Raw genomic sequence first — 24,101 nt, 5'->3', positions numbered from 1 at the left:
AAGGCTGGGTAAGAGAAGTTGCTGAGTAACAATTCGAATTGGCTTCGAACAATCTCTCGTGAAATGGCGTGGATGGCGCCCAGCGTTGCTGGCGTTGTAGGTTCGATGATAATTTTCTTTTCTTTTCTTTTTCCCCGGGCACTGGAGCAGGGATCCCCAATGCAGGTGTGGGAGGGACGTGAGTCTTGCTTCGCCCAGACAGAAACGAGATTGAGAACCGGTTTGATTGTTTTTTCGTTTGCCCAAAGGGGCTTTGGTTCACGTTAGCTGTTTGGCAATCACGCGACAGCCGGGCAATCGTGCCAGCATCTATTTTAAACCGATCCACTGATTTTATTGAATTTTTCATTGCAAATTGAGCATAAGCGTGCACGAATCAGCATTTTCTTGCATAGGCTGTGAAAAAATATCACTTTAAAACAATATCTTAACGAGAATCGAGACTACTGAGACACCATAACCGTGCAACGCATGAAGCATAAGCATGCAAGCGTAAAATCAGGAAACATAAGCGTGCAAGTGAAAACAAAGAACAACACCACTGGAAGTGCCAGAACATGCCGTAAATATTGAAACTATACTGGGACATCCCAGATTTGACGGGCTTTCGCGAGCATTGCATCTCGAAGACCTTTTCGAAGATTCCCCATTACTCCGAAAGCGGATGTTGAGATGGCTCCGGTCAACCTTTGCTTTTTGCGGGCAAGATACGTTTCGCCGTCGCGAAGTATCCCGACTGAATTATGTCAGTTATGCGGACAGACGCTCATCAATGACACAGAGAACGGCAGGAGCGAGCCCAAAGCGGACATACCCAAACTCGCAAAACGTGTTGCTTGAAAAAGGGCAGACTGTCCGTCACTCTTTCCAGATTGGTAGTTTAGGGTTTTGTCATGACGCAAAGTTTTGACGTTATTATCGTTGGCGCCGGAAGTGCAGGATGCGTCCTCGCCGCTCGTTTAACCGAAGACGTGAAGCGTTCTGTTTTGCTGTTAGAGGCCGGTGGATCGAACGACGACCCCCGGGTTTCCACCCCTGCCAAATTTGGCGCGCTCACCAACACACGTTTCGATTGGGCATTTCGAACCGCTCCGCAGGGCGAGCTTTCAGGACGCCAGATCGCCTATCCGCGCGGTCGATGTATCGGCGGCACTGGTTCGATAAACTACATGATTTACCTGCGCGGGCATCCGGCAGACTACAACACGTGGTCCCAAATGGGCGCAACGGGCTGGGGATGGGACGGTGTGCTGCCCTATTTCAAGAAGGCTGAGAATTGGGAAGTCGAAGGAGATCCGTCGATCCATGGAGACGGTGGTCCACTGACTGTGACTAAACCAGGCGAGCGGTCGCCCTTAACCGAGACATTCATCCAAGCCTGCCAGCAGGCCGGGATACCGTTTAATGGGGATCTGAACGGTATGGAACTGGACGGCTGCGGTTATTTCCCCGCGACCTTGCAGCAGAGCAGACGGGGCAGCACCGCGCAGACATACCTCTCCGCGGCAATGAGGCGTCCCAACTTGACCGTTGTGACCGGCGCGACGGTCATGTCGTTGCAATTTGAGGGCAGTTCTGTGACCGGTGTGAATTATGTCGCCAAGGGAGAACTGAACCATGCAACTGCACAGGAAACCGTCTTGGCGGCGGGCGCCATAGGCTCACCATAGATCCTGCAACTCTCAGGAGTCGGCCCTGCAGACCTGTTGAACGATGTCGGCGTACCGGTAAAGCATGACCTACCCGGCGTGGGCGAAAACCTGCAGGATCACTTTCATTACCGCGCCCGTTGGGAAATCGATCAGCCCTTGACCTTCTATGGCCGAAGCTCTGAGCAAGCGGCAGAGGTTGAGCGCCTCTACTCGGAGGAGTCGCGCGGCCCCCTGACAACGAACCACTTTGAGTCTGGTGCATTTCTGAGGTCCGGACCCCATGTCGATATTCCCGACATAGAACTGCTTATGATTCCATATTTCATAAGCTTGGGAGCCCCGGAGTACCGCCCACCGGATCGCCACGGTTTTACAATCTCTGGTTTCCCGACCCGTCCTTGGAGCCGAGGGCGTGTGACGATTGCATCAAACGACCCATTGGATCGGCCCATTATCGATCCGGGATATCTGAGCGATCCGGCGGATGTCGATCTGATGCGCTCGATCATCAAAGAAGCGCGGAAGATTGTGTCACAGGAAGCCTTTGCGAAGCTCAATCCGGTTGAGATATCTCCTGGGGCGGACGCACAGAGCGAAGAAGAGCTTCTTGCAGACATCCGAGAGATTTCCTCGACGTCCTTTCATCCCGTTGGCAGTTGCAGGATGGGGCAAAGCGATGATTGCGTCGTTGCTCCTGACTTGAAGGTGCACGGGCTTGAAGGGTTGAGCGTTGCCGATGCGTCTGTGATGCCGCAAATGAACACCGGGCATCCCAACGCGCCGGTGATTATGATTGCTGAAAAAGCTGCCGACATGATCGCTGGGCGAGTCTGAGTGAAAAAATTTTAAACCATCAGACAACCGACTTTTTGTGACAGGATCAGTGGCAGTTTTGTCCGCAAGACAGCCGTTCACTGAATTGCTCTGATTGTCCGCATCGAGCCCAAAGTCGACACTTTTCATGAGGCCCGAACCGACTCTTCTTGGAGAAACAACGCGTTTGCACTACCCTCGGTGTTGCCCAGGAGAGGAGCATAACGTTGGACCGAAAATTGGCAACGATCATGGTTGGCGATTATGTCGGCTCGACTAGCGCAATGGAACGAAACGAGGAAAGCGCCCTCTCCCAAGTTCTGAGCGGACTAGACCTCGTTACACGTTGTGTGAGCAAGCATCACGGAAGAGTTTTCAATACAGCTGGCGATGCCTTGCTTGCTGAATTTGAAAGCCCCGTCAATGGCCTCAAAGCCGCGATAGAAGCTCGTTCAGAGCTTGCAACAGCACCAGGTCTTACACCGCAGTCTATGCGCTTTGGCTTGCATTTGGCAGATGTCGTTCGGGTAGGGGAAGATTTGCGAGGTGATGGTGTCAACATCGCCGCTCGATTGCAGCAATTGGCCGAACCCGGTGAAATCGACGTCTCGGAAGCCTTATTCGACCATGTCCGTAGAGTGTCGCCCTGTGCATTTGAAGACCGGGGGGAACATCGGCTCAAAGGGCTGGACGAAGCCATGCGCATCATGCGCGTCGGTGCCTCTTCGGATCGCCATGTTTTCCAACTTGCTCCGACCGTTGAAGCACCAAAATCCGCCATCAAGCCGAATTCAATCGCCGTTTTGCCATTCCTGACGAGAACTGGAGCAGACGAGGATCAAGATTTTCTCGCCGAAGGATTAACCGAGGAATTGATCCACGATCTGAGCCTCATCCGTTCACTTTTTGTGAGTTCTCGAACAGCTTCCGTGGCGTTGCAAACAGATGATCCCAAACTAATCGGGGATACGCTTGGTGTGCGGTACGTATTGGCTGGAAAGGTTCGTAAGATGGGCTCACGTGTGAGTCTGAGCGTGACCCTAACTAGAACCAGCGACGGAGGGCTTGTCTGGTCAGATCGCATTCAGCGGCCTTTCGACGAAGTAATCGACGCGATGGAGGAGATAGTTGCGCGCGTGGCGGCCACGGTATCAGGCCGGATTGATCACGAAGCGATTAGCGCGGCCCGTATGAAACGGCCCGAGAATATGACCGCTTATGAATATTATCTGCGGGGTCTGGAACAACACCGTATGGGCACTGTGGCAGACTCGTTCTACCGCGAAGCACGAGAATGGTTTCGAAAGTCGCAGGAAGCCGATCCCAACTTTGCGCGCCCCATTGCAATGGACGTGTGTTCCTGGAGCGGTATGGCAGATTTCGATCTGGCATCTGCAGAAGAAAAACTCAACCGCGCGATGCAACTGGATTCTTCAGATCCCGAACTGCACCGCATTCTGGGTACTTTACAGATTAAGCTGAACAATGACTATGACGCCAGTCGTCGCCACCACGAGCGAGCGATGCAACTTGCTCCGAACGATGCCTACATTCTTGGGCGCTGCGCCGCTTTCTACACTTTCGATGGGCAGCCAGAGCGGGCCCTGGAGTTACTGGAGCACGCGGCGACACTTGACCCGTTTTTGCCGGTTTGGATTGTCGAGGAGCAGGTGGCGGCACTATACGCATTGGGGCGCTTCACAGAATCCAACGAAGAGGCCAGGAGCCTCAATTTCCAGACTCGTCGATCCCGGCTCTACAGAGCAGCAAGCCGAGTAGCTCGAGGCGACGTTGAGCGCGCACGTGAAATCGTGGCCGAAGCGTTGGCCGACGACCCCACTCTCAGTCTGGAATATGTGAAGTCACAGGAATTGCTACGCGACACAGAAAAGTTAAACGCCCTTTTTAACAATTTGCGCAAAGCAGGGTTGCCTGACCACCCTATCGCCAGTGCGAATTCGTAAAGATTTTGCACTGCAGAGATGACACTGAGCAATTGTTTTTGTCCAACAGCGCTGAAAGGACCGCTTTGTCCGCAGGGCCGCCGTTCGTTCCTCATTGTGAACTTTCGAATGTCTGTTGTGAGCCCAAACTTTACGTGGTTACGGCTTCGCAAAACCACTGTCCAAATGCGTGTCCGACTGCGATCAGAAGCAAACTGCTTGTTGGTTCGAGGCGTTTCACTATGTTTGGTGGCCGGAGGGCTCCGGTGCGTTCGCGAATTACAACTCTAATGGTCGTCGATATGGTCGGTTACTCATCTATGATGAACGCCAATCAGGATGCCGCAATCGAAGCAGTACGAGAGCTCAAGCGCGACCAATTGGAGCCAGTGCTCGCCGACTTCGGTGGCGAGATCCTAAAACGCATGGGTGACGGCTGGATCGTTGCCTTTGCCTCAATCGGTGCAGCTTTGGACAGCGCCATTCAGGTGCAAAGCAATCTTTATGACCACCCGACCATAAAGCTAAGGATCGGTTGCCATCTGGGAGAAATAGTCGAAGACGATGATGATTTTTACGGCACTGGTGTGAACATCACTCAACGCATTCAAACTGAAGCACCGCCCGGTGGCGTGATGGTGTCGGAAGACTTTTACCGTCAGCTGTCAACCGAACAATCAGCAGTGCTTAGCGACGCTGGCACATTCAGCCTAAAAAATATCTCGCAGCCGGTCCGGCTATATCAATGGCGACTTGCGCCCGGTTCAACAGGCAAGTCGGGTGATGTACCATCAATTGCATTCCAGTCCTTTGATTACGCGCCGGTTGATCCAGAGACCAAAGCGCTCGCTGGTGACCTCCGTGATCAACTTATCGTAAGAGTATCGCGAAGAAAGGGCGTTTCCGTTTTCGATGCATCTGCCAAGTCTGTAGAAGCCGCGACCTATGATTTGCGCGGGCGCGTTCGGATCGCTGGGAGGCGCGGAAGGTTCACCATTACGTTGGTCTCACGTGCCAACGCGAGGCCTGTATGGTCACAGACATACGAAGCTCAGACTGAAGATGTATTCGATTTCTGCGACACTGTCCTGGAGCAGGCAGAGGGGGATTTACGTCTCCAAACCAATGCGTTCGATGGGGATAGACTTGCTGGGCTCCCAGTTGACGACTTGAGTGTATCTGAGCTCCGTGCACGTGCCGCCAATGAATTTTACAAGGTTACGATAGAAAGCTGGGAAGAGGCACTTTCACTTATAGAACGTGCCATCTCGCTCAATCCGCTGGACGGGATGTCGCTTTGCATGCGCGTGGAAGCACAACTCATGCTCCACGGTGCACGCTACAAGATTATGTCTGCCGAAATTAAGAAAAGATGTGAGGAAGTCCTAAACACCGCGGTGATGCAAGAGCCCAAGAGCGACTATGTCTTTTGGGTCCGAGCGAATTTCCGGCTTGCAGTGCAAGACGATATTTCAGGAGCGCTCGCTGATCTTAAACGAGGACGGCAACTTAATCCCGCGTATTTGGAAAACCATGAACTTGAAGGTCAGATTTTGCTTCGTAGGTCTGAATTTGCGGGCGCTGATGCTGCATTTTCGCGTCTCGTAGAGCGTGGCGAGCAGGATCCACTGCAACCATATCGGCTGTTCATGCGTGGCATTGCAAGGTATTGTGGCGGAAATTTCGAAGGCAGTGTTGAGGATGCCTCTGCCGCCTATGACATGCGCCCAAATGAAGCTGGCCACCTAAAACTCCGCGCGATGGCGCTGACTGAGATGCAACTTCATGAACAAGCCCAGGCATGCTTGCAAGCGGCCCAGCAGCTATCACAAGCCCCAATGATGACGACAAAACCACCGGTCTTGCCACCTGACATGCGCTGGATGTTAGACAGGCTAAAACCTGTCTTCTGAAGTCAATTGGCCATGTTATTGATGCAAATCTTGTGTGCGGACATCGTCCGCTTTGTCCGCAGAGCGGTAATTCAGACGGAACGCAGCGAACGACCGCTCTGAGCCCATTGCAGCCGTTGTCATGGGAACTGGATTCTGTGATTGCATTTAGCAGCTGAACAATCAAAAGGCTCGCACAATGGCCACCGGCAACACAATATTTTTTGCGATTGGCAATTTGAGCCATTTTGAGAGTTGTCCCCTACGATCCGACTTCAACGCGCGTCTCGAAAAGGAAGTCTTGAAGCTTCTCTTCAACGCTGGGCCTAGACGACGCGTCTGTCCCAGAAAGGCTCACTGTGACGCAAAGTCCGCGTGGCCCACCGGCCTCCACTTGCACGTGAGCGTCGGGCAACTTCAGTTGTTCACGAAGCAGATTTGATACTACCAGCCTTGCAGCATCGCACCGCAGACTGGGCTTGAAGATTTTGCCGACTGACGTCAGCGGTATCTCATCAACAATCTTAATGATCTTCGGCCAAGCTGGTCTTTCATCGATAGTGTTCTGAGCATGTGCCATTAGGTCTTCAACGGTAACCTCATCGGATGTGTGGACCTGAATGAAACATATCGGCAGTTCTCCGGCATAAGGATCGGGCATGCCGACCGCTGCTGCTAACGCGACAGCAGGGTGGGTACTCATCGCATTTTCAATCATGACCGGATCGATATTGTGGCCGCTTCGGATAATCAGATCTTTCGAGCGTCCGGCAACATAAAGGCACCCATTCGCATCTTTGTACCCCAAGTCGCCCGAATTCAGGACACCGTCTACGAACACCTCACTGTTGAATTCTGTAACGCTGTAACCGGGCGACACGTGAGGACCTTTGATGGCTACAACACCGATTTCGCCAATCTCACACACCGCTCCAAGACCACCATCGCTTTCCAGCTTTAGAACGTCGACATTTGTGTAAGGTAACGCCCAGCCAACTGAACCTGCAGTACCCGTACCGCAGAGTGGATCGATACTGATCAATCCGGAAGCTTCCGTCATGCCCAGAATTTCAAAAAGAGTGCAGCCGGTCACTTCCTTGAACTTCTGCCCGACCGCAGGCGGTAGCAATGAAGCACCAGTCGCGCCCGCCCGCACGTGCGAGATGTCATGATCGCCGATTGGCGTTTGCAAAATCGCCCCAATAGCAGTTGGTACGCCGCCAACAATTGTAACCTTATATTCTGCAACAAGACGCCAAAAGCTTGCGACAACTGCTGGGTTTCGCAGACCGGCAGGAGTCATTACGAGCAGTTCAACGCCTGCCATAAAGCAACTGAGGCCGCCGACAATCGTTCCGGCGACGTGAAAAAGAGGAAAAGTAGCGGTAAATACGTCATCGGAGCGAAAGCCGCACATTACAGCTCCCCCGAATGCTGCGACCAGCTGGCTGCGGTGGGTGTGCGCAACAAGCTTTGGCACACCGGTTGTGCCCCCGGTGTGAAAATAGGCCGCCAGATCTGAACCCCTGCGCGCCTCCCCAAAAGTCAGATGATCATCAGGTTGGGCCATCAAAGCACTGGCAAGATCAATAACTCCTTCTTCGGGCGGTGTACCCGGCGGAGAAACGCGCACAAGTACGAGGCCCGGAACCTGCTCCCGCATTGCTAGAGCTTTCTCCCAAATGTCCAGCCGTGGATGAGGGCCAAGAGCAACAAGGATCTTTGCCTCGGAGGCTTTGAGAAGTTCTGCTATGCTCTCAGGCTGCAAAAGAAAATTGATCGGAACAGCGTACCCAGCTGTTTCTGCTCCCCACAAAGTGACGTGGGTTTCAATCAAAGCGGGCAGCATAAACGCAACGCCCGGCGCTTCACCTCCAATCGCCGCAAAGAGATTTGCAGCGCGCATTATCTGTCCCAGCAACTGTTTATATGTCACACGACGCGGCTCTTCGTCTTCAGTTCCGGTCATCAGCATTGTCAGCGCAGTCGCATCAGGATCGCGGTCAGCGCTGTTGATAAAGACATCCAAGATGCTTTGTTCAGGTAAACGCTCTTCAAGCGTCATTTCTTCTTCGAACTCAGAAATATCACTTTGAGTCCTGATCGGCTGCGTGCCCAGATTGACCATGGGATCTCCTTCAACTTCAGGAAAGTGTCACCTGAGCTTTGGTCGAGCAGCCGAACTTTGCAACACCAACATACAAGATAAAGCACAAAAACAAGCCAATCTACGAAAGGCCGCTTTGTCCGCAGAGCAGACATCCGTCGCGATTGAGGGAATGACAGCGCCGAACCCTACAGCAGACGTCATAGCGCGATTGTCGGGAGGGTGTCGTTCAGCGCCAAGAGTGCTTCCATTAGCTTCAGAAAACTGTTGGTGCTACGTTGACCTGATTTGGAGGATGCATGACCGACCTCAATGATTTTGAAAAGATGGAGCGCGAAGGCTGGGCTAATCCAGCTATCGCCAAGGGTTATGCAGATGGGTTCGACCGAGCTACGCTCGTTGTTGCGCAAAGGCTTTCGGATGCGGTTTCGGCAGGATCTAAGTCAACGGTTCTTGATCTATGCACTGGGCATGGTGTTGTCGCTGCGGAACTTTCGGCAAGAGGCGCTTCTGTAACTGGACTCGACTTTTCTGCGGCTATGATCTCCCTTGCTCAATCAGCTGTGCCGGACGCTTCCTTTATCCAAGGAGATGCGATGTCAATGGACTTTGCCGATAACAGTTTTGACGCTGTCACTATTGGTTTTGGCGTACCGCACTTTCCCGATCCTGAACGTGGTTTGGCGGAAGCGGCAAGAGTATTGAGACCGGATGGGCGTATCGCGTTTTCAATCTGGAGAGGGAAAGGATCAAATGGTGCATTCGGTTGGTTGTTCGATGCGGTTGAACGCCTGGGCGACCCCTCGGTCACATTGCCCTTCGGACCTGACGCCCATATGCTTGTGGACCGCTCTGCTGCTGAACCTATGGTCACCAAAGCGGGATTTGCAGAGGTTCAGTTGATCGACGTGCCCTCAGAACTGTATCTGCAGCAACCTGAAGACTTGTTTGATGCCTTTGATCAGGGTGCCGTTCGCGCAGCATCACTTTTGGGAGCGCAGCCAGTCACAAAACGAGATGCAATTCGCTCTGATCTGGCGGCACGTACTCGCTCACAAGGTATTAAACACAATGGCGGTTTTCTGGTCCCGGCTCCGTCCGTCATCATTTCGGCCGTTCGCCGCTGACTTTTGCAAACTCTTCGTGATTATGCGCGTGCTGCGACTGGCAATTTTGTCCCGTTTTCCGGACCTTGGTGCCGCCTAAACCGACCCTATGACCTGCTGAAGCCGTCAGATGAACAGTTCGAGCCAAAATCGGCTGAGGCTGCAATTCGCGCCTTTGGCTGGTTATCAATACGCTTTGCTGGCCGCAAGACAGCTTCGGGTTTCTTGGGCTATATCTCTCTAAGACACATGGGAGATTTGTATGCGCAATTTTAGAAATGCCCAAACCGCCGATGCGGATCGCTGCTTTGAAATCGAGATCTCCGCCTACGAAGGTGAAGAGGCTGCGACACACGCCAAAATCTGCAAACGGATTGAGACCTACCCCGATGGCTTTCTAATCCTCGAAGTGGATGGAACGGTTGTGGGCTTCATCAACTGCGGATGCGCTCATGAGGTTGAGATGTCTGACGAGGACTTCAAGGAGCTTATCGGCCACGACCCTGACGCTCCCAATGTGGTCATCATGTCCGTTGTCGTAGACCCGACCGAACAAGGCAAGGGCTATTCAAGGTCTCTGATGGATGAGTTTGTTAGGCGGATGCAGCAGATGAACAAGGAGGCGATCCATCTGATGTGCAAAGAGCATCATGTGCCACTCTATGAAAAGCTCGGCTATGGTTATCTGAGGCGGTCTGCCTCCGACCACGGAGGAATGGCATGGCATGAGATGAGTATGCGACTTTGAAAAAAAACTTGTTGTCTCTCAGCCAAGCGGACACATAGCCTTCCAAAGGGAACGTCAGCTTTGTCCGCAAAGCGGTCACTCACGCCGAGTGCGGCGAAGGTCTTCTTCGAGCCTAAAGCAGTCGTTCATCCGTCGATGCAGAGTAGGTGCTCGAAACATGTTTGGTGCCGCCGCTACTGACGGTGAGTTATGATGTTAAAACCTTCTTCGGGTGATGGTGGCACGAAATGCCGCGCAATACGGCGATATTGATCTTCTGTTGGTGCAAAGGCATGCGCGCCTTCTCTGTTGCGCTTATGCAGCCGGTGCAGACAAACCTCATCTGGCAAATCCAAAAAGTGAAGGTGGTGCTGCGCAGTAGTGTCTTTCAGCAAGTCGCGCATCCAAGCTCTATTTTCAATTGTGTTAGCTGGAAAATCGAGAACCACTGAAACGCCAGCCTTCAGCAAAGAAGCCACGTGACGCCCCATGACCGGTCGCAGTTTCAAAGCGCAATTCACGTAGTCCTGCAGGGACTTCATCTGGTCGCCAAACAGGGCGCTAAGCCATTCATCTTCCGAAATGAGCACGACTGTGTCTCTTTCCGCTAGTTCCGCTGCCAGAGTAGATTTTCCAGAAGCGACTTTGCCGCATAGCAAGTGAAGCGTTGAAATAGCCTGTGACATAGAACGAACTCCCGGATTACCTGATGGTCCCTGCGCTAAGTTGGTCCGCCAGTTGATCAAACACCAACCTGATCCTTCGTGCGGTATGTAACTCGGAGTGTGTCGCCAGCCAAATTGGGAACTTAAACGGCTCGCGGTCGGGGAGCACGCGCTCCACACCAGGTGTTAAGGCAGCCACATCATCCGACATTACACTTATGCCAAAACCTTGGCGCACCAGTTGCCAGGATACAATCCCGCTTTGTGAGCCAATCCTGAAGCTCTTTCGTGTTACTTTAATGCCCGCCGGATCGAGAAAACCGATCATCGTGTCGATGTCGCCAAACCCGACAAAGTCCAATTTCGCAAGTTCGTTTTCATTTTTCGGCCGTCCCACCTGATCAAGGTACGAAGGTGCTGCGTAAAAATGGGCCGAGGCCTCGGCGACAAGCTTTGCTGTCAGATCCGGCTGAGTTGGACGCACATGTCGGATTGCGATATCAGCCTCACGTCGCTGTAGGTCTCGTATGTCATTTGCAGCAACGATGTCGATCTCTAGTCGCGGTGCCGCAAGTCGGATCGTTTTCAGTATAGGTGGCAGCTGATAAGCAGACATCACATCGGACGCAGTAATCCTGACTTGCCCTTCAACAGCTTGCGACTGGCTTGTCGCAGTAAGAGAAATCCTGTTCGCCACATCCGCCATTTCTCTGACATGCAACAAAAGCTCGGCGCCAGCAGTCGTCAAATTAAGCGACTTGCCGACTCTTTCAAACAGGGTGATGCCAAGGGCCGTTTCCAGCGCAGCAACTTGACGGCCAACAGTGGGTTGAGTTTGCTCAAGAACGCGTGCCGCTGCAGAAAACGAGCCTTCTTCGGCTGTCGCAAGAAAGGACCGTACCTGGTTCCAGTCGAAATTGATTGCCTTCCAGTTCATGCATTTATGCATAACACTTCTGCAAATTGTGGCAATTCCATAAATGATTGTTTGGAAGTAAAGGATACGGCAACAACCTTTTTTGAGAGTAATGAAATGACTGCTTTGTCCAAGGATGCCGCGTTCTGGAGCAAAATCTCGCAAAAGTACGCGGCAGACCCAATCCGCAACATGGAAGGGTATCTGAAAACACTCGAGCTTACGAAGTCCTACCTGAAAGCGGAGGACAACGTACTGGAAATCGGGTGCGGGACAGGTTCAACCGCGCTGCTGCTTGCACCGCATGTCGCCCATGTCACTGCTACGGATCTCGCTCCGGGCATGATCAAGATTGCCGATGAGAAGCGTGCTAAAGAAGGATTGGAGAACGTCACTTTCAAGGTGGCTGAAGTTCTTGAGCACGGTTTAGATGAAGGTTCTTACGATGCGATCTTGGCGCATAATTTACTTCATCTTCTGCCCGATTTGGACCAAGCGCTCGAGCACATTTCCGCGCTTACAAAACCCGGTGGGCTTTTTATATCCAAAACCGTCTGCGCACCTGAGAGCGGTGGTTTCAAGTATGCGATGATCAGTCGGATCGCTATCCCAGTCATGCAGGCTCTTGGGAAAGCCCCGTTTGTGCATTTTGAGTCTGGATCAGTGCTTGAAAGGAAAATCGCGTCCGCAGGCTTCGACGTGCATTATACTTCTGATCAAGCCTCAATGCTCCAGAGCCGCTATATTGTCGCGCAAAAATCTTGAAGTTTTAGTTCGTTTAGCTGCATCCGTTGAAACGATCTTTGCGTAAATTTGCACGATACTTTCATACTGGAAGGAACGGAGTTACCTCGGTCTGCTTGTACCTTAAGAGTGTTGTTGCGAAAGGCCGTTTTGTCCGCATTTCGGGGTTTGCAAAGCCCGACGATGAATGTCCGCTTCGAGCCGCGACCTGCCGAACGCAAGTGCAGTATGCCTTCGAATTTGCAGACTTGTTTTCATCAGATACTGACTATTCGCTCAATTTGAGCATTCTCTTTGTATCGAATGCCTCGACGTAGTTTTTCTCAGTGAATGGAGAATACTGCTCTGTCGTGCCTGTACGTAGTGCAAACTGTTCAGCGAAGTCTTCCAGCTTGAGTTCGCTTTTGCCCTCTAGTTTTGCTTTGGTGAGGGTGTCAATCAACAGTTCGATGACAAGGCCCCATCGATGAGCACAAGCGAAGTCCAGTCGACTTAGAAACTCCATCGTTACCAGTTGGAAGATGTCAATTTCCGCCTCGTCCGCGTGCTTGACTGGCAAGGCTTTGCCGAAGCCGTACGTCGAAAATTGGTACTGGAAATTGGGTCAGCGCCAGCAACAGGAGAGGTTATGAAGGCGCAATACACCTCACCCTCAGACTATGACTGCCTGATTGGCGAGAAGATCTGGGAACGGAACCAACAAATCTGGAGCGAACCCTAGAAGCGGCCTTTGCATCAATCACCCGAGGCTCGACACAAAAAGCCAGCAGCAATTATCTGAGGAAAACTAGTGTTCTGCGCTTTCAATAGAAATGCACAGATGGTGGTAGATATTCGACACAGTGTGAGTAGACAAACTTATTGACGTCGATTTGCACGAACCGAGTGAAATTTGCACGCTTATGGTTAATTCGCATTTTCATGGAAAGTGGCTGGGGTGGTAGGATTCGAACCTACGGTACACTGTACCAAAAACAGTTGCCTTACCACTTGGCTACACCCCAACGGTGAGGCGCTGTCTACGATTGTTGATCGGTGGGTTCAAGACCTTTCGGGTAAAAAAATGAGTGCGGATCAAAAAAATCTGAAGGCGCTAATCGAAGATCTGAGAGTGGCTTGTTTTCATAGGTAAGGTGTTCGATCTTGCTAAGATCGGGTCGTCTGAAAGCGCTGCAGAATGTATGCGGAATGAGTAGCCCACTGGCGTGATCTTACGGCGGGGTTTTGAAATCCATGTTTTGCGAAGAGCTGGATGCGCGCATTGATGGCAGGGCGCTAAGATTGGAAACTCTGAAAGGGAAGAGAATGAAGTTTCTACGTACTCCAGACACCCGGTTTGACGAGCTCTCAGAATACCCGTTTGCACCGAATTACGCGCAGGTGGATGACACCGAAGGCGGCCAGTTGCGGATGCATTATGTGGATGAAGGGCCAGCCGAGGCTGATCCCGTATTGATGATGCATGGCGAGCCAAGCTGGTCCTACCTTTACCGCCACATGATTGCGGGATTCGTCGCGCAGGGACATCGCGCGGTTGCGCCAGACCTGATTGGGTTCGGACGATCCGACAAACCAACTGAACGAAGTGACTACACTTATGAACGCCACGTGGCTTGGATGGGTGATTGGCTGCGCAAGGTGGACCTGCGCAACATCACTCTGGTTTGCCAGGACTGGGGCGGGTTGATCGGGCTGCGGTTATGGGCAGAGATGCCCGACAGGTTCGCGCGTATCGTCATTGCCAACACGGCGCTGCCGACCGGCGATCAGCCAATGGGCGAGGCGTTCGAGAACTGGCGCAGGTTTAGCCAAGAGGTCCCGGTATTTCCGGCCGGTGGAATTTTGAAAGGCGGAACTGTTTCGCCCCTGTCAGAAGACGTTATCGCGGCCTATGATGCACCTTTTCCAGATGAAAGCTACAAAGCCGGGGCGCGGCAGTTTCCCATGCTGGTGCCAGCGACGCCTGATGATCCGTCCTCGGGTCCGAACCGGCAGGCGTGGGAGGTGATCCGAGGGCTAAAGACGCCTGTCCTCACAGCTTTCGGGGCCGATGATCAGGTCATGGCGGGGATTGATTCTGTGTTCCAGAAAATGTGCCCGGGGGCTGTGGGGCAGCCTCATGTCATCTTGCCGAATGCGGGACATTTTTTGCAAGAAGACGTTGGTCCGGAACTGGTCAAGTTGACCTGCGATTTCATCGCGCGCACACCCCGATCCGACTAGGTTATTCTCGGATTTCGGCTGGGTCGACGCCCCAGAGGTTCGTTTTCTGTGCCCAGCCGCGATACCCGCCCGCAGAAATCTGGCACCAGTCCAGCGAACAACTTCCCAGGCGCGCCACAACGCCCGTTTCAAACTGTGCGCTGATCGGCGCATTTGCATCGGGGCTTGTGTAAACGGTCAGCAATTCGGCGTCGACCAACACAGTTCGAACACCGGACAACAGGGCATAGTGCACCCATCCTCCTGCTCCGTCGCGGTCCTGAACTCTGCGCCAGTTTCCGTATTCTGCCGTTATCTGCAGTGGCATGCCGCGCCGTTTGAAAACCCAATCGATTCGGTGAGTCAGGGATGGGCCGCGGCGCACATTGCCCTCAGCAGCTTTCATCGAGACAAACCGTGGAAGGGGCAGGTTGGTGACTTGGCCACGCTTGTCCTGCGCGCTGGCAGCCAAGCCACCAAACACCGTCAGGAAAACAGCGAATGCCGCCGAAACAAGGCGTTTTACGGGTAGAAAACCACTCACTTACTGTCTGCTCTTGTGCCTGTTGATCTTGCTTCGAAAAAAGGTCGACTCAATGCCTATGGGGTTCTTGTGCCCCGCCTTATCCTGCGCCACGATGACATGGCGCGCGAAGGTTTGCAAAGCAGTGGGAGTGCAGAGGTGTCAAGAGAACGTCTGAGTGTTGTCGTTACGCGACGGTTGCCCGAGGCGGTTGAAACCCGGTTGAGCGAATTGTTCGATGTGCAATTGCGCGACGATGACAACCCGATGACCCGTGAAGAACTGGTGGAGGCCGTGAAAACCGCCGATGTTCTGGTGCCAACCGTAACCGATACGATCGACGGTGGCCTTTTGGGGCAGGCGGGTGAAAACCTGCGCTTGATCGCGAATTACGGGGCGGGGGTCGACAATATCGATGTCTCGACCGCGCGTCAGAGGGGCATTCTGGTGTCGAACACCCCGGGTGTTCTGACCGACGATACCGCTGATATGACCATGGCGCTGATTCTCGCTGTGACCCGCCGAATTCCCGAGGGTCTGTCTGTCATGCAAAAGGGCGATTGGACCGGGTGGGCGCCGAATGCCTTGTTGGGCGGACGTATCGGCGGGCGGCGTTTGGGCGTGCTTGGCATGGGGCGTATCGGCCAGGCCGTGGCCCGCCGTGCCAGCGCATTTGGAATGCAAGTACATTACCACAACCGTCGCAGGCTTCGCCCCGAGATCGAACAAGAGATGGAAGCGACCTACTGGGAAAGCCTCGATCAGATGGTGGCGCGAATGGATGTGATTTCGGTCCATTGCCCGTCGACACCGTCTACCTTCCATTTGATGAATGCACGGCGGCTGAAATTGATGAAGCCGACAGCCGTTATCGTGAATACATCAAGGGGTGAGGTGATCGACGAAAACGCTCTGACACGCCGGATACGCTCGGGCGAAATCGCCGGCGCGGGCCTGGATGTTTATGAGCACGGGACGGATGTGAACCCAAGATTGCGACAGTTACCAAACGTTGTTCTGCTGCCCCACATGGGGTCGGCCACGTTAGAGGGCCGGATCGAAATGGGCGAGAAAGTTATTATAAATATCAAGACGTTCGAAGACGGTCACCGCCCACCGGATCAGGTGGTCCCCGCAATGCTCTGATCAGGTGTTTCCCGTGTTTTGATGCGGGCGGTGCCAATTTACACACGTATTTTTTCAGGAGGATACGATGAAACGAAGTCTGATTTCGGGAGTGTTGCTGTCGGCGGTTGTGCTGGCGGGACCATTGACTGCTCAGGAAACGGCAGATGCCGTTGCGCCCGAAGGCGCGTCCGAGGGGCAGGTACAAGGCCTGACCGAAGAGGTGATCGCTGCGCTTGAGGCCAAGATGGCAGGGCAGCCGGTCACATCTGAAAACTGGATGGTTGCTGCCGCGAATCCATTGGCGGTTGAAGCAGGCGCAAAGGTTTTGCGCGCTGGCGGGTCGGCGGCTGATGCAATGGTCGCAGTTCAGGTTGTGCTGGGGCTGGTCGAACCGCAATCGTCGGGCCTTGGTGGCGGCGCATTTCTGGTTTGGTACGACGCTGCATCGGGCAAGCTGACCACACTGGACGGGCGTGAAACGGCCCCGCTTGAGGCGAACCACAGGCTGTTTCACGACGAAAACGGTGAACCGCTGAAGTTCTTTGATGCAGTTGTCGGCGGATTGTCAGTGGGTACACCCGGGACACCAGCCTTGCTGGAAGAGGCGCATAGGCGATGGGGGCGCAGTCCCTGGCCAAGCCTGTTTACCGATGGCATCGCTCTGGCGGACGACGGTTTTCTGGTATCTCCGCGCCTTGCTGGCCTGGTCGAAAAGGATGCCGAACGCCTGTCGCGCTTTCCTGCAACCGCAGAATATTTCTTGCCCGACGGTAAGCCACTTGAGCAGGGGCAACGCCTGACCAACCCGGCATACGCCGAAACTCTGCGTATTTTGGCCGAAGAAGGCTCGGCCGGTTTCTACGGAGGTGAGATTGCCGCTGGCATCGTCAGCACCGTACGCAACGCCGAAGGTAACCCGGGCGTGCTATCGGGAATTGATCTGGCGCTGTACCAGGTGATCGAGCGTGAACCAGTGTGCGCAACTTATCGCGCCTATGAGGTCTGCGGCATGGGCCCGCCATCGTCAGGCGCGCTGACCGTCGGTCAGATTCTGGGCATGCTGGACGGCTATGATCTGGCTGCAATGGGGCCCGAAGCCACCAATGCATGGCGCCTGATCGGTGATGCCTCGCGTCTGGCTTTTGCCGACCGCGGTCGCTATATGGCCGATCATGATTTTGTTCCCATGCCCACACAGGGCTTGGTTGATCCATCTTATCTGTCCGACCGTGGCGCTCTGTTAGGCGGAGAAGCCGCCCTAACAGAGGTCGCACCGGGTAACCCCGAGTTTGATCATGCGTCGAATTGGGCCGACGATGTCTCGATCGAGTTACCCTCAACCTCGCATATCTCGATCGTTGATCAGTACGGAAACGTCCTGTCGATGACGACGACGATTGAGAACGGGTTCGGTTCTCGACTGATGACAAACGGGTTTCTGCTAAACAACGAATTGACGGACTTCTCGTTTAAAACGCACAGTGACGGTGTTCCAATTGCCAACCGGTTGGAGCCTGGCAAACGCCCACGTTCGTCGATGAGCCCGACAATTGTGATGCAGGACGGCGCGCCTGTTCTGGCCATCGGATCGCCGGGCGGCAGCCGTATCATCGGCTATGTTGCCAAGTCGATCATCGCCTGGGCGGATTGGGACATGGATGTGCAACAGGCCCTGTCGCTACCGCACCTCGTCAACCGTTTTGGCACCTATGACGTGGAAGAAGGAACCGCGGCCGAAGGGTTCTCGGATGCGTTGATTGAGCTGGGTTTTGAAGTGAACCCGCGCGACCTGACATCGGGCCTGCATGCGATTGAGATTGGGGATGTGCTGGTAGGCGGTGCTGATCCACGTCGTGAAGGAATTGCGCTGGGCGAATAGCCCGGCGTTTCAAAGGGGAAGACCATGGTGCAGGCAGTAGCTTTGCCGCGAAACGAAGTGGGGATCGAGGCAGCTGTCGGCATCCTGAAGCAGAAATTTGGCGACCGGTTGCAAACCGGTCAGGCAATCCGCGAACAGCATGGTCACACGACCACCTGGATCGAAAACCAATCCCCGGATGCCGTGGTCTTTCCGTGCTCAACGCAGGAGGTATCCGAGATCGTCAAAACCTGCGCAACACACAAGGTGCCAGTGATTGCGTTTGGAACGGGTACGTCATTGGAAGGCCATGTAAATGCGCCCGCTGGTGGTATCTCGGTTGACCTGACCCAGATGAACAAAGTCTTGGCTGTGAACCCGGGTGATCTGGATTGCGTCGTACAGCCGGGTGTGACGCGCGAAGACCTGAATACCCATTTGCGAGATCAGGGTTTGTTCTTTCCGATTGACCCCGGCGCGAATGCTTCGTTGGGTGGAATGGCGGCGACGCGGGCGTCTGGGACCAATGCGGTTCGCTATGGCACGATGAAGGACAATGTCCTTAGTCTTGAGGCGGTCATGCCGGATGGGCAGATTATCCGAACCGGGCACCGGGCCAAGAAATCCTCGGCCGGTTACGATCTGACCCGACTGTTGATTGGGGCCGAAGGGACTTTGGGCATCATCACCGAGCTTACCTTGCGCCTGCAGGGCATCCCCGAGGCGATCGCCTCGGCCCGTTGTTCATTTCCGTCGGTGGATGCGGCCTGTCAGGCCGTCATGATGACGATCCAGTACGGTGTTCCGGTGGCGCGGATCGAGCTGCTGGATGAGATGTCGGTCAAGGCCGCCAACGCCTATTCCGGGCTGAGTCTGCCTGAAACGCCATTGCTGTTGCTCGAGTTCCACGGATCGGAAAACGGTGCGGTCGAGCAGTCCGAAACCTTCAACCAGATCGCGGAAGAGTTCGGTGGCACCGATTTCGCGGCGACCTCAACGACTGAGGAACGCAATAAACTCTGGCAGGCCCGGCATGATATGTACTGGGCTTCCCTACAGCTGCGTCCGGGCGCGAGAGGAATCTCCACCGACGTCTGCGTCCCGATCTCGCGTTTGGCAGAGTGCGTCACAGCGACTCAGGACAAAGCGCGTGAGCTAGGACTTATGGCCCCGGTGGTTGGGCATGTCGGGGATGGCAACTTTCATTCCTTGCTGCTGATCGACATGGAAAACGCGGACGAAATCAGCAAAGCTGACGAATTCGTCGGTTGGCTGAATGATCTGGCTATTTCGATGGAAGGAACGTGCACGGGCGAACATGGGATCGGACAGGGCAAACAGCCCTACCTGGTCAAAGAGCTTGGACCAGCGGTCACGTATATGACTGCCATCAAAAAGGCACTGGACCCCGATAACATCATGAACCCCGGAAAGATCCTGTCGAACACGTAGAAACGGCGCATCCTTGGGAATTCCGCCTCAGAGCCACAAGGGTGCCCAATTCTGCGGCTATCAATTGCGAAAATGAGCAGCAATTGATTTTGAGGTCATAATGGGCGCGCTAAGGTTCATTGGGTTTGCGTTGATAGTTGGTCTGGTCGTCGCGGGGCTAGATTACTTCCAGCAGGATAAAAAAACAGACGATACGCTTTCGTTGACCGTATATGTTGAAACCATCTCAGCTCGGTTCGATCAAAGCCAAAAAGAGCGGGAAGTGAAACAAGCGGCGCGAGAACGTCAAAAGCTATGGGATGCCGGTGCAAAAGCCTTTCTTCCGAGCCCCCCAGAAGGGTGGGCGCAATATGCCTTGACCGAGCCCGACACCAAGGCAGTCTCCAGAGTTCTTTCAGAATTGCGGCCAGTGCCCCTTGTCAGTTCGATCAGCGGGCCAGCCGAATTGCTGCAGCTCAACGCTGCCGGCAAAGACGGCGCGCTTCGAAAGCTGGATGAGACAGGCACTGTTTACGCAAAAGAAGGTGAACTGATCTGGCTTGATATCACGCTCAAACCACAAGCGGCGCGAAACACTTTGGCCGGATTGGCGCTGAGCGCGCAGGACGCGTTTCTGGATGGGATGAAGGCGGAACAAGGCTATGCGGTGATCGACGGCGTCGCTTTCATCGAAACAACCGGAAATCCGCAGGATGATACCAAAAAAAACAACTATCGCGCGTTCACAGGCCGTATCGGCTTTGATCAAGAGGTTGTAATCCGCCTTCATGCAGATGCCAGCGATGCGACGATCCGAGAGTTTCTTGGCCGCGTCGATTACGCAGGCTTGAACGCAATGTTGCCGCATCCAGCTCTGGTTGTGGGAAAGGGAATCGAGGTCCCTCTGACCCGGCAGCCCGAAATAGCGGATGAAATGCACGATCTTTACGAAACGATGCAAATCGCGCAGCTAAGGTTGGGTCAGGAAAAGCTGGAAAATCTGGATGCGGCGGCTTTGGTGGCGAACACGCTAAGCAGTTCGGGCTTTAATTCCGAGGGCGTCATGGACATCACCAACGGCGAAGTCTTCGAAAATCAGGAGCTGTCGCAATTATCTTACATTCGCACCCAGAACTTGCTGCTTGAATCTGCGCTGAGCGAGGCGGAAACCGAAGTGGCCAGCACAGGTGGTATCGGCGGGTTCATTAAGGGATTGATGGGCAAAGTGGCCCACGCCGACGCAAATGCGGATGAACCCCAGCCTCAGGTTGCTCCATCGGGTGAGGTTAAAGTCAGGAAGGGTGGTTTAGGCCAATCATCCTGTGCAACGTTGGGCAGTAGCAAACGGTGCTCTGTCGGGGGCAACTGAAACCGTTCACCTGAAAAATCGACGCTCTGCGCCATGCACGGGTCGTTTTCTTTATATCACTGGTCGGATGAATGTCGCGCCGGGGCATTCAAATGCGCCATATGGTGTCAACTGAATTCAAGGGGAGACGCCCGGTAATGAAAACCCAAGTCAAAGCACTGGTCGTTGGCGGTGGTGCCGTCGGCACTTCGATTGCATATCACTTGGCCAAGGCAGGCTGGGACGATGTGATGTTGATTGAGCGGGACGAGCTGACATCGGGCTCGACATGGCACGCAGCAGGGCTGTTGCCGCTGTTCAACATGTCCTATGCGACGACACACATCCACAAGTACTCGGTCGACTTTTACAAGCAGCTTGAGGAAGAGACCGGCCTGAACGCAGGCTTTGCCGTCGTTGGCAACCTGCGCATGGCACAAACGCAAGAGCGCATGGATGAATACATGCTCTATGCGTCCACCGCTGAAACTTGTGATGTCGCCTACGAATGGCTGACGCCCGAGCAGATCAAGGAACGCTGGCCGCTGATTGAGACGTCGGACCTGAAGGGTGCGATCTATCACACCGAAGACGGCTACATTAACCCTGCAGACGTGACGCAGGCGATGGCTAAGGGTGCCCGTCAGCGTGGCGTTGATATTGTTCGCAAGATGCAGGCCGACGCCTTCCACTGGAACGGCACTCACTGGGAAGTGACCTGCACCAAGATGGTCGAGAAGGGCGGCAACCTTATCCCGTCTGACGAGCAAGTTGTGATTACCGCCGAGCACGTCGTGACTGCATCGGGCAACCACGCGCAGCGCACCGCCAAGATGCTGGGCATCAAGGTGCCCGCGATCCCGGTCGAGCATACCTTTATCGTCATGGACAAAGACCCTGAGCTGGTCAAATGGCGTGAAGCGGGCAACCCCGAACACCCAGTTGTCCGTGATGCCGACAACGAGTCCTACGCCCGCGAGGAACGCGGCGGCTGGATTCTGGGCATATACGAACACGGCGCGCCCGCACAGTTCGAACATGGTGTGCCGGACAGTTTCCGCGCTGACCTGTTCCCGCTGGATCTGGACCGGATTGCAGATCAGTACATGGCAATGGCCGAGCGCGTTCCTTCCTGCGCCGAATCCGGCCTGAAAGACGATTTCAATGGCCCGATCTGCTACACTCCCGACGGCAACCCGCTGGTTGGTCCTGCTCCGGGCCTTCGCAACATGTGGCTGGCCGAGGGCTTCTCGTTCGGCATCACCGCTGCAGGCGGCACCGGCTATTATTTGGCGCAGATGATGGTCGATGGCGAAGCCGAGATCGACATGGCGTCGCTGGACCCCAAGCGTTACAGCAGCAACTGGATGACCACCGAGTTTGCGGCGCGCAAGAACGAAGAGTGCTATGAGCACGTCTACATCCTGCACCACCCCGACGAAGAGCGCGCGGCCTGCCGCCCGCTGCGGACTGTTCCGGCCTATGACCGTCAGAAAGCGCGTGGGGCACAGTTCGGTTGGGTCAACGGTTGGGAGCGCCCGAACTACTTTGGTCCGCTGGATGCACCCGAGAACTTTGACCATGACGCCCGCTCGTTCCGTCGCGGTGGCTGGTGGCAGTACGCAGTCGAAGAAGCCAAAGCGATCCGCGAAGGCGTTGGCCTGATCGACGCATCGGCCTTCACCAAGCATGTCGTCAAAGGACCCGGTGCGACGCAATTCTTGGATTGGTTCACCTGCAACAAGCTGCCCAAGGTCGGTCGTATCAACCTGACCTACGCGCTGACCTCGCACGGCACCACCCGCACCGAGTACACCATCGTCCGCAATGGCGAGAACAACTACTACATCGTCTCTGCCGGTGCTTGGACCGAGTACGACGCGGACTATCTGCGCAAGGCGGCCGAGGACAAGATGGAGGAGTTCGGTTACATCGAGGTCCAGGACGTGACCACCCAGTGGGGCGTCTTTGCCATCGCCGGACCCAAATCGCGTGACGTTTTGAAAGAGGTCATCAAGGACGCCGATCCGGAAACCGCTCTGTCCAACAAGCGCTTCCCATGGCTGTCGGCCCGTCAGATCGAACTGGGCATGTGTCCGGTCAACGCGATCCGCGTGGCCTATACCGGTGAGTTGGGCTGGGAACTGCACCATCCGATCGAGATGCAGAACTACCTGTTCGACCTGCTGGAAAAAGCCGGTGAAAAGCACGGTATGAAGCTGGTCGGTGCCCGCGCTCAGAACTGGTTGCGTCAGGAGAAATCCTATCGCGCGTTTGGTACCGAACTTGGCCGCGACGCGACCCCACTGGAAGCTGACCTGCCGCGCTTTGTTGATCTGTCGAAAGACTTCTACGGTAAGGCCAAGCTGGAAGAGACTGGCGTGCGCGTGAAATGCTGCACCCTGCTGATCGACGGACCAGAGGATGCCGACCCGTGGGGCCGTGAAGTGCTGTATACGCCGGAAGGTGAACGCGTCGGTCGTCTGACCTCGGGCGGTTATTCGGTGGCCTTCGAGAAATCCATCGGCATGGGTTATGTGAAACCCGATCTGACGGTTGAAGGCACCAAGCTGAAGGTCAAGCTTCAGGACAAATTGTGGGATGCGGTCGTAACATGCGACAGCCCCTACGATCCGAAAAACGAAACTATCCGCAAGGACGGATGATCAAGCAAAGGCCCCGGAGATCTCCGGGGCCTTTCTTCATACTGATAGCTCGTCAAAGCATTCCAACGCCTTGGCCGCATACATCATCGACGGTCCTCCGCCCATTTGAATGGCCATGGCCAGAACGTCTGACACTTCTTCGCGGCTTGCTCCGGCATTGATCAGAGCTTCGGTGTGTAGCGTTATGCAAGGTTCGCAGCGGGCAGCGATGGACATACCCAAAGCGATCAGCTCTTTGGTTTTGTAATCCAGCGAACCGCCTTCTTTGACGGTTTTTCCCAGCGTACCGAAGGCACGGGCGGTATCAGGGATTGCAGCGTTGAGGTTGCGCAGATTGTTGCGCGTATCCGAGAGCTTGTCTTGCCAGTTCATTTGTGGGC

19 protein-coding genes and 1 tRNA gene are annotated in these 24,101 nt (G+C 54.5%); 13 read left to right on the top strand and 7 right to left on the bottom strand.

Going from position 1 to position 24,101, the window contains the following annotated elements; genetic code table 11:
* Window positions 1–893 precede the first annotated feature (893 nt).
* The 4 genes from AC2FJC_RS02460 (at window position 894) to AC2FJC_RS02445 (ending at window position 6,321) form a co-directional block, all read left to right on the top strand.
* Entirely contained in the window at window positions 894–1,670 is a 777-nt protein-coding gene (locus AC2FJC_RS02460; RefSeq protein ID WP_496738270.1) for a GMC family oxidoreductase, read from the top strand.
* Between the two features lie 36 nt (window positions 1,671–1,706).
* Window positions 1,707–2,486 (top strand): GMC family oxidoreductase, encoded by a 780-nt coding sequence (locus AC2FJC_RS02455; RefSeq protein WP_496738269.1) that lies wholly within the window; start codon window positions 1,707–1,709, stop codon window positions 2,484–2,486.
* A 206-nt stretch (window positions 2,487–2,692) separates the two neighbouring features.
* Entirely contained in the window at window positions 2,693–4,429 is a 1,737-nt protein-coding gene (locus tag AC2FJC_RS02450) for an adenylate/guanylate cyclase domain-containing protein (RefSeq protein ID WP_282022339.1), read from the top strand.
* A 245-nt stretch (window positions 4,430–4,674) separates the two neighbouring features.
* Window positions 4,675–6,321 (top strand): adenylate/guanylate cyclase domain-containing protein, encoded by a 1,647-nt coding sequence (locus AC2FJC_RS02445; RefSeq protein WP_496738268.1) that lies wholly within the window; start codon window positions 4,675–4,677, stop codon window positions 6,319–6,321.
* A gap of 241 nt (window positions 6,322–6,562) precedes the next feature.
* On the opposite strand, the gene AC2FJC_RS02440 is transcribed toward AC2FJC_RS02445, so the two are convergent.
* Window positions 6,563–8,428 (bottom strand): AMP-binding protein, encoded by a 1,866-nt coding sequence (locus tag AC2FJC_RS02440; protein ID WP_271952820.1) that lies wholly within the window; start codon window positions 8,426–8,428, stop codon window positions 6,563–6,565.
* 278 nt (window positions 8,429–8,706) lie between these two features.
* Between AC2FJC_RS02440 and AC2FJC_RS02435 the strand changes: the two genes are divergently transcribed.
* Window positions 8,707–9,534, top strand: coding sequence for a class I SAM-dependent methyltransferase (locus tag AC2FJC_RS02435; RefSeq protein ID WP_496738267.1), 828 nt, complete (start codon window positions 8,707–8,709; stop codon window positions 9,532–9,534).
* 241 nt (window positions 9,535–9,775) lie between these two features.
* A complete protein-coding gene (locus tag AC2FJC_RS02430; protein ID WP_216597684.1) occupies window positions 9,776–10,261 on the top strand; it encodes a GNAT family N-acetyltransferase in 486 nt (161 codons plus the stop codon).
* A gap of 173 nt (window positions 10,262–10,434) precedes the next feature.
* Here the strand turns inward: AC2FJC_RS02430 and AC2FJC_RS02425 are convergent, their stop codons facing one another.
* Together AC2FJC_RS02425 and AC2FJC_RS02420 are read right to left on the bottom strand one after the other, a co-directional pair.
* Window positions 10,435–10,926: a P-loop nucleotide/nucleoside kinase family protein gene (locus tag AC2FJC_RS02425; RefSeq protein ID WP_282022344.1), complete on the bottom strand. Its 492-nt coding sequence runs from the start codon at window positions 10,924–10,926 to the stop codon at window positions 10,435–10,437.
* Between the two features lie 16 nt (window positions 10,927–10,942).
* A complete protein-coding gene (locus tag AC2FJC_RS02420) occupies window positions 10,943–11,842 on the bottom strand; it encodes a LysR family transcriptional regulator (protein WP_496738266.1) in 900 nt (299 codons plus the stop codon).
* 96 nt (window positions 11,843–11,938) lie between these two features.
* On the opposite strand from AC2FJC_RS02420, the gene AC2FJC_RS02415 reads away from it, so the two are divergent.
* On the top strand, window positions 11,939–12,586 hold the full coding sequence (locus tag AC2FJC_RS02415; RefSeq protein WP_496704861.1) for a class I SAM-dependent methyltransferase: 648 nt from the start codon (window positions 11,939–11,941) through the stop codon (window positions 12,584–12,586).
* A gap of 247 nt (window positions 12,587–12,833) precedes the next feature.
* Here AC2FJC_RS02415 and AC2FJC_RS02410 read toward each other — a convergent pair whose 3' ends face one another.
* On the bottom strand, window positions 12,834–13,124 hold the full coding sequence (locus tag AC2FJC_RS02410) for a hypothetical protein (RefSeq protein ID WP_496738265.1): 291 nt from the start codon (window positions 13,122–13,124) through the stop codon (window positions 12,834–12,836).
* A 370-nt stretch (window positions 13,125–13,494) separates the two neighbouring features.
* A tRNA-Gln gene (locus AC2FJC_RS02405) sits at window positions 13,495–13,569 on the bottom strand.
* A gap of 301 nt (window positions 13,570–13,870) precedes the next feature.
* Between AC2FJC_RS02405 and AC2FJC_RS02400 the strand changes: the two genes are divergently transcribed.
* Window positions 13,871–14,788 (top strand): haloalkane dehalogenase, encoded by a 918-nt coding sequence (locus AC2FJC_RS02400; protein ID WP_496738264.1) that lies wholly within the window; start codon window positions 13,871–13,873, stop codon window positions 14,786–14,788.
* Between the two features lies 1 nt (window position 14,789).
* Here AC2FJC_RS02400 and AC2FJC_RS02395 read toward each other — a convergent pair whose 3' ends face one another.
* Window positions 14,790–15,311 (bottom strand): SH3 domain-containing protein, encoded by a 522-nt coding sequence (locus AC2FJC_RS02395; RefSeq protein ID WP_496725537.1) that lies wholly within the window; start codon window positions 15,309–15,311, stop codon window positions 14,790–14,792.
* A gap of 138 nt (window positions 15,312–15,449) precedes the next feature.
* Here AC2FJC_RS02395 and AC2FJC_RS02390 point away from each other — a divergent pair, with 138 nt between their 5' ends.
* The 5 genes from AC2FJC_RS02390 to AC2FJC_RS02370 all read left to right on the top strand — a co-directional run bounded on the left by AC2FJC_RS02390 (window position 15,450) and on the right by AC2FJC_RS02370 (window position 23,721).
* Window positions 15,450–16,436: a 2-hydroxyacid dehydrogenase gene (locus AC2FJC_RS02390; protein ID WP_496734208.1), complete on the top strand. Its 987-nt coding sequence runs from the start codon at window positions 15,450–15,452 to the stop codon at window positions 16,434–16,436.
* A gap of 67 nt (window positions 16,437–16,503) precedes the next feature.
* Window positions 16,504–18,297, top strand: coding sequence for a gamma-glutamyltransferase (gene ggt / locus AC2FJC_RS02385; protein ID WP_496738263.1), 1,794 nt, complete (start codon window positions 16,504–16,506; stop codon window positions 18,295–18,297).
* Between the two features lie 24 nt (window positions 18,298–18,321).
* Complete coding sequence (locus tag AC2FJC_RS02380) at window positions 18,322–19,728, top strand: FAD-binding oxidoreductase (protein WP_496738262.1); 1,407 nt, start codon at window positions 18,322–18,324, stop codon at window positions 19,726–19,728.
* Window positions 19,729–19,828: 100 nt separating this feature from the next.
* On the top strand, window positions 19,829–21,076 hold the full coding sequence (locus AC2FJC_RS02375; RefSeq protein WP_496738261.1) for a hypothetical protein: 1,248 nt from the start codon (window positions 19,829–19,831) through the stop codon (window positions 21,074–21,076).
* Between the two features lie 137 nt (window positions 21,077–21,213).
* A complete protein-coding gene (locus AC2FJC_RS02370) occupies window positions 21,214–23,721 on the top strand; it encodes a GcvT family protein (protein ID WP_496738260.1) in 2,508 nt (835 codons plus the stop codon).
* Between the two features lie 36 nt (window positions 23,722–23,757).
* On the opposite strand, the gene AC2FJC_RS02365 is transcribed toward AC2FJC_RS02370, so the two are convergent.
* Window positions 23,758–24,093, bottom strand: coding sequence for a carboxymuconolactone decarboxylase family protein (locus AC2FJC_RS02365; RefSeq protein WP_496738259.1), 336 nt, complete (start codon window positions 24,091–24,093; stop codon window positions 23,758–23,760).
* Window positions 24,094–24,101 lie beyond the last annotated feature (8 nt).

Source organism: Ruegeria sp. CDSB117, assembly GCF_059611005.1.
Note: the sequence above shows the minus strand (reverse complement) of the source record. Positions and strands in the feature narration are given on the sequence as shown.

Bases quoted from the DNA above. Each gene is read 5' to 3' on its own strand.
- AC2FJC_RS02460 (WP_496738270.1), top strand. From the start codon at position 894: ATGACGCAAAGTTTTGACGTTATTATCGTTGGCGCCGGAAGTGCAGGA.
- AC2FJC_RS02440 (WP_271952820.1), bottom strand. From the start codon at position 8,428: ATGGTCAATCTGGGCACGCAGCCGATCAGGACTCAAAGTGATATTTCT.
- AC2FJC_RS02435 (WP_496738267.1), top strand. From the start codon at position 8,707: ATGACCGACCTCAATGATTTTGAAAAGATGGAGCGCGAAGGCTGGGCT.
- AC2FJC_RS02430 (WP_216597684.1), top strand. From the start codon at position 9,776: ATGCGCAATTTTAGAAATGCCCAAACCGCCGATGCGGATCGCTGCTTT.
- AC2FJC_RS02425 (WP_282022344.1), bottom strand. From the start codon at position 10,926: ATGTCACAGGCTATTTCAACGCTTCACTTGCTATGCGGCAAAGTCGCT.
- AC2FJC_RS02420 (WP_496738266.1), bottom strand. From the start codon at position 11,842: ATGAACTGGAAGGCAATCAATTTCGACTGGAACCAGGTACGGTCCTTT.
- AC2FJC_RS02415 (WP_496704861.1), top strand. From the start codon at position 11,939: ATGACTGCTTTGTCCAAGGATGCCGCGTTCTGGAGCAAAATCTCGCAA.
- AC2FJC_RS02400 (WP_496738264.1), top strand. From the start codon at position 13,871: ATGAAGTTTCTACGTACTCCAGACACCCGGTTTGACGAGCTCTCAGAA.
- ggt (WP_496738263.1), top strand. From the start codon at position 16,504: ATGAAACGAAGTCTGATTTCGGGAGTGTTGCTGTCGGCGGTTGTGCTG.
- AC2FJC_RS02380 (WP_496738262.1), top strand. From the start codon at position 18,322: ATGGTGCAGGCAGTAGCTTTGCCGCGAAACGAAGTGGGGATCGAGGCA.
- AC2FJC_RS02375 (WP_496738261.1), top strand. From the start codon at position 19,829: ATGGGCGCGCTAAGGTTCATTGGGTTTGCGTTGATAGTTGGTCTGGTC.
- AC2FJC_RS02370 (WP_496738260.1), top strand. From the start codon at position 21,214: ATGAAAACCCAAGTCAAAGCACTGGTCGTTGGCGGTGGTGCCGTCGGC.
- AC2FJC_RS02365 (WP_496738259.1), bottom strand. From the start codon at position 24,093: ATGAACTGGCAAGACAAGCTCTCGGATACGCGCAACAATCTGCGCAAC.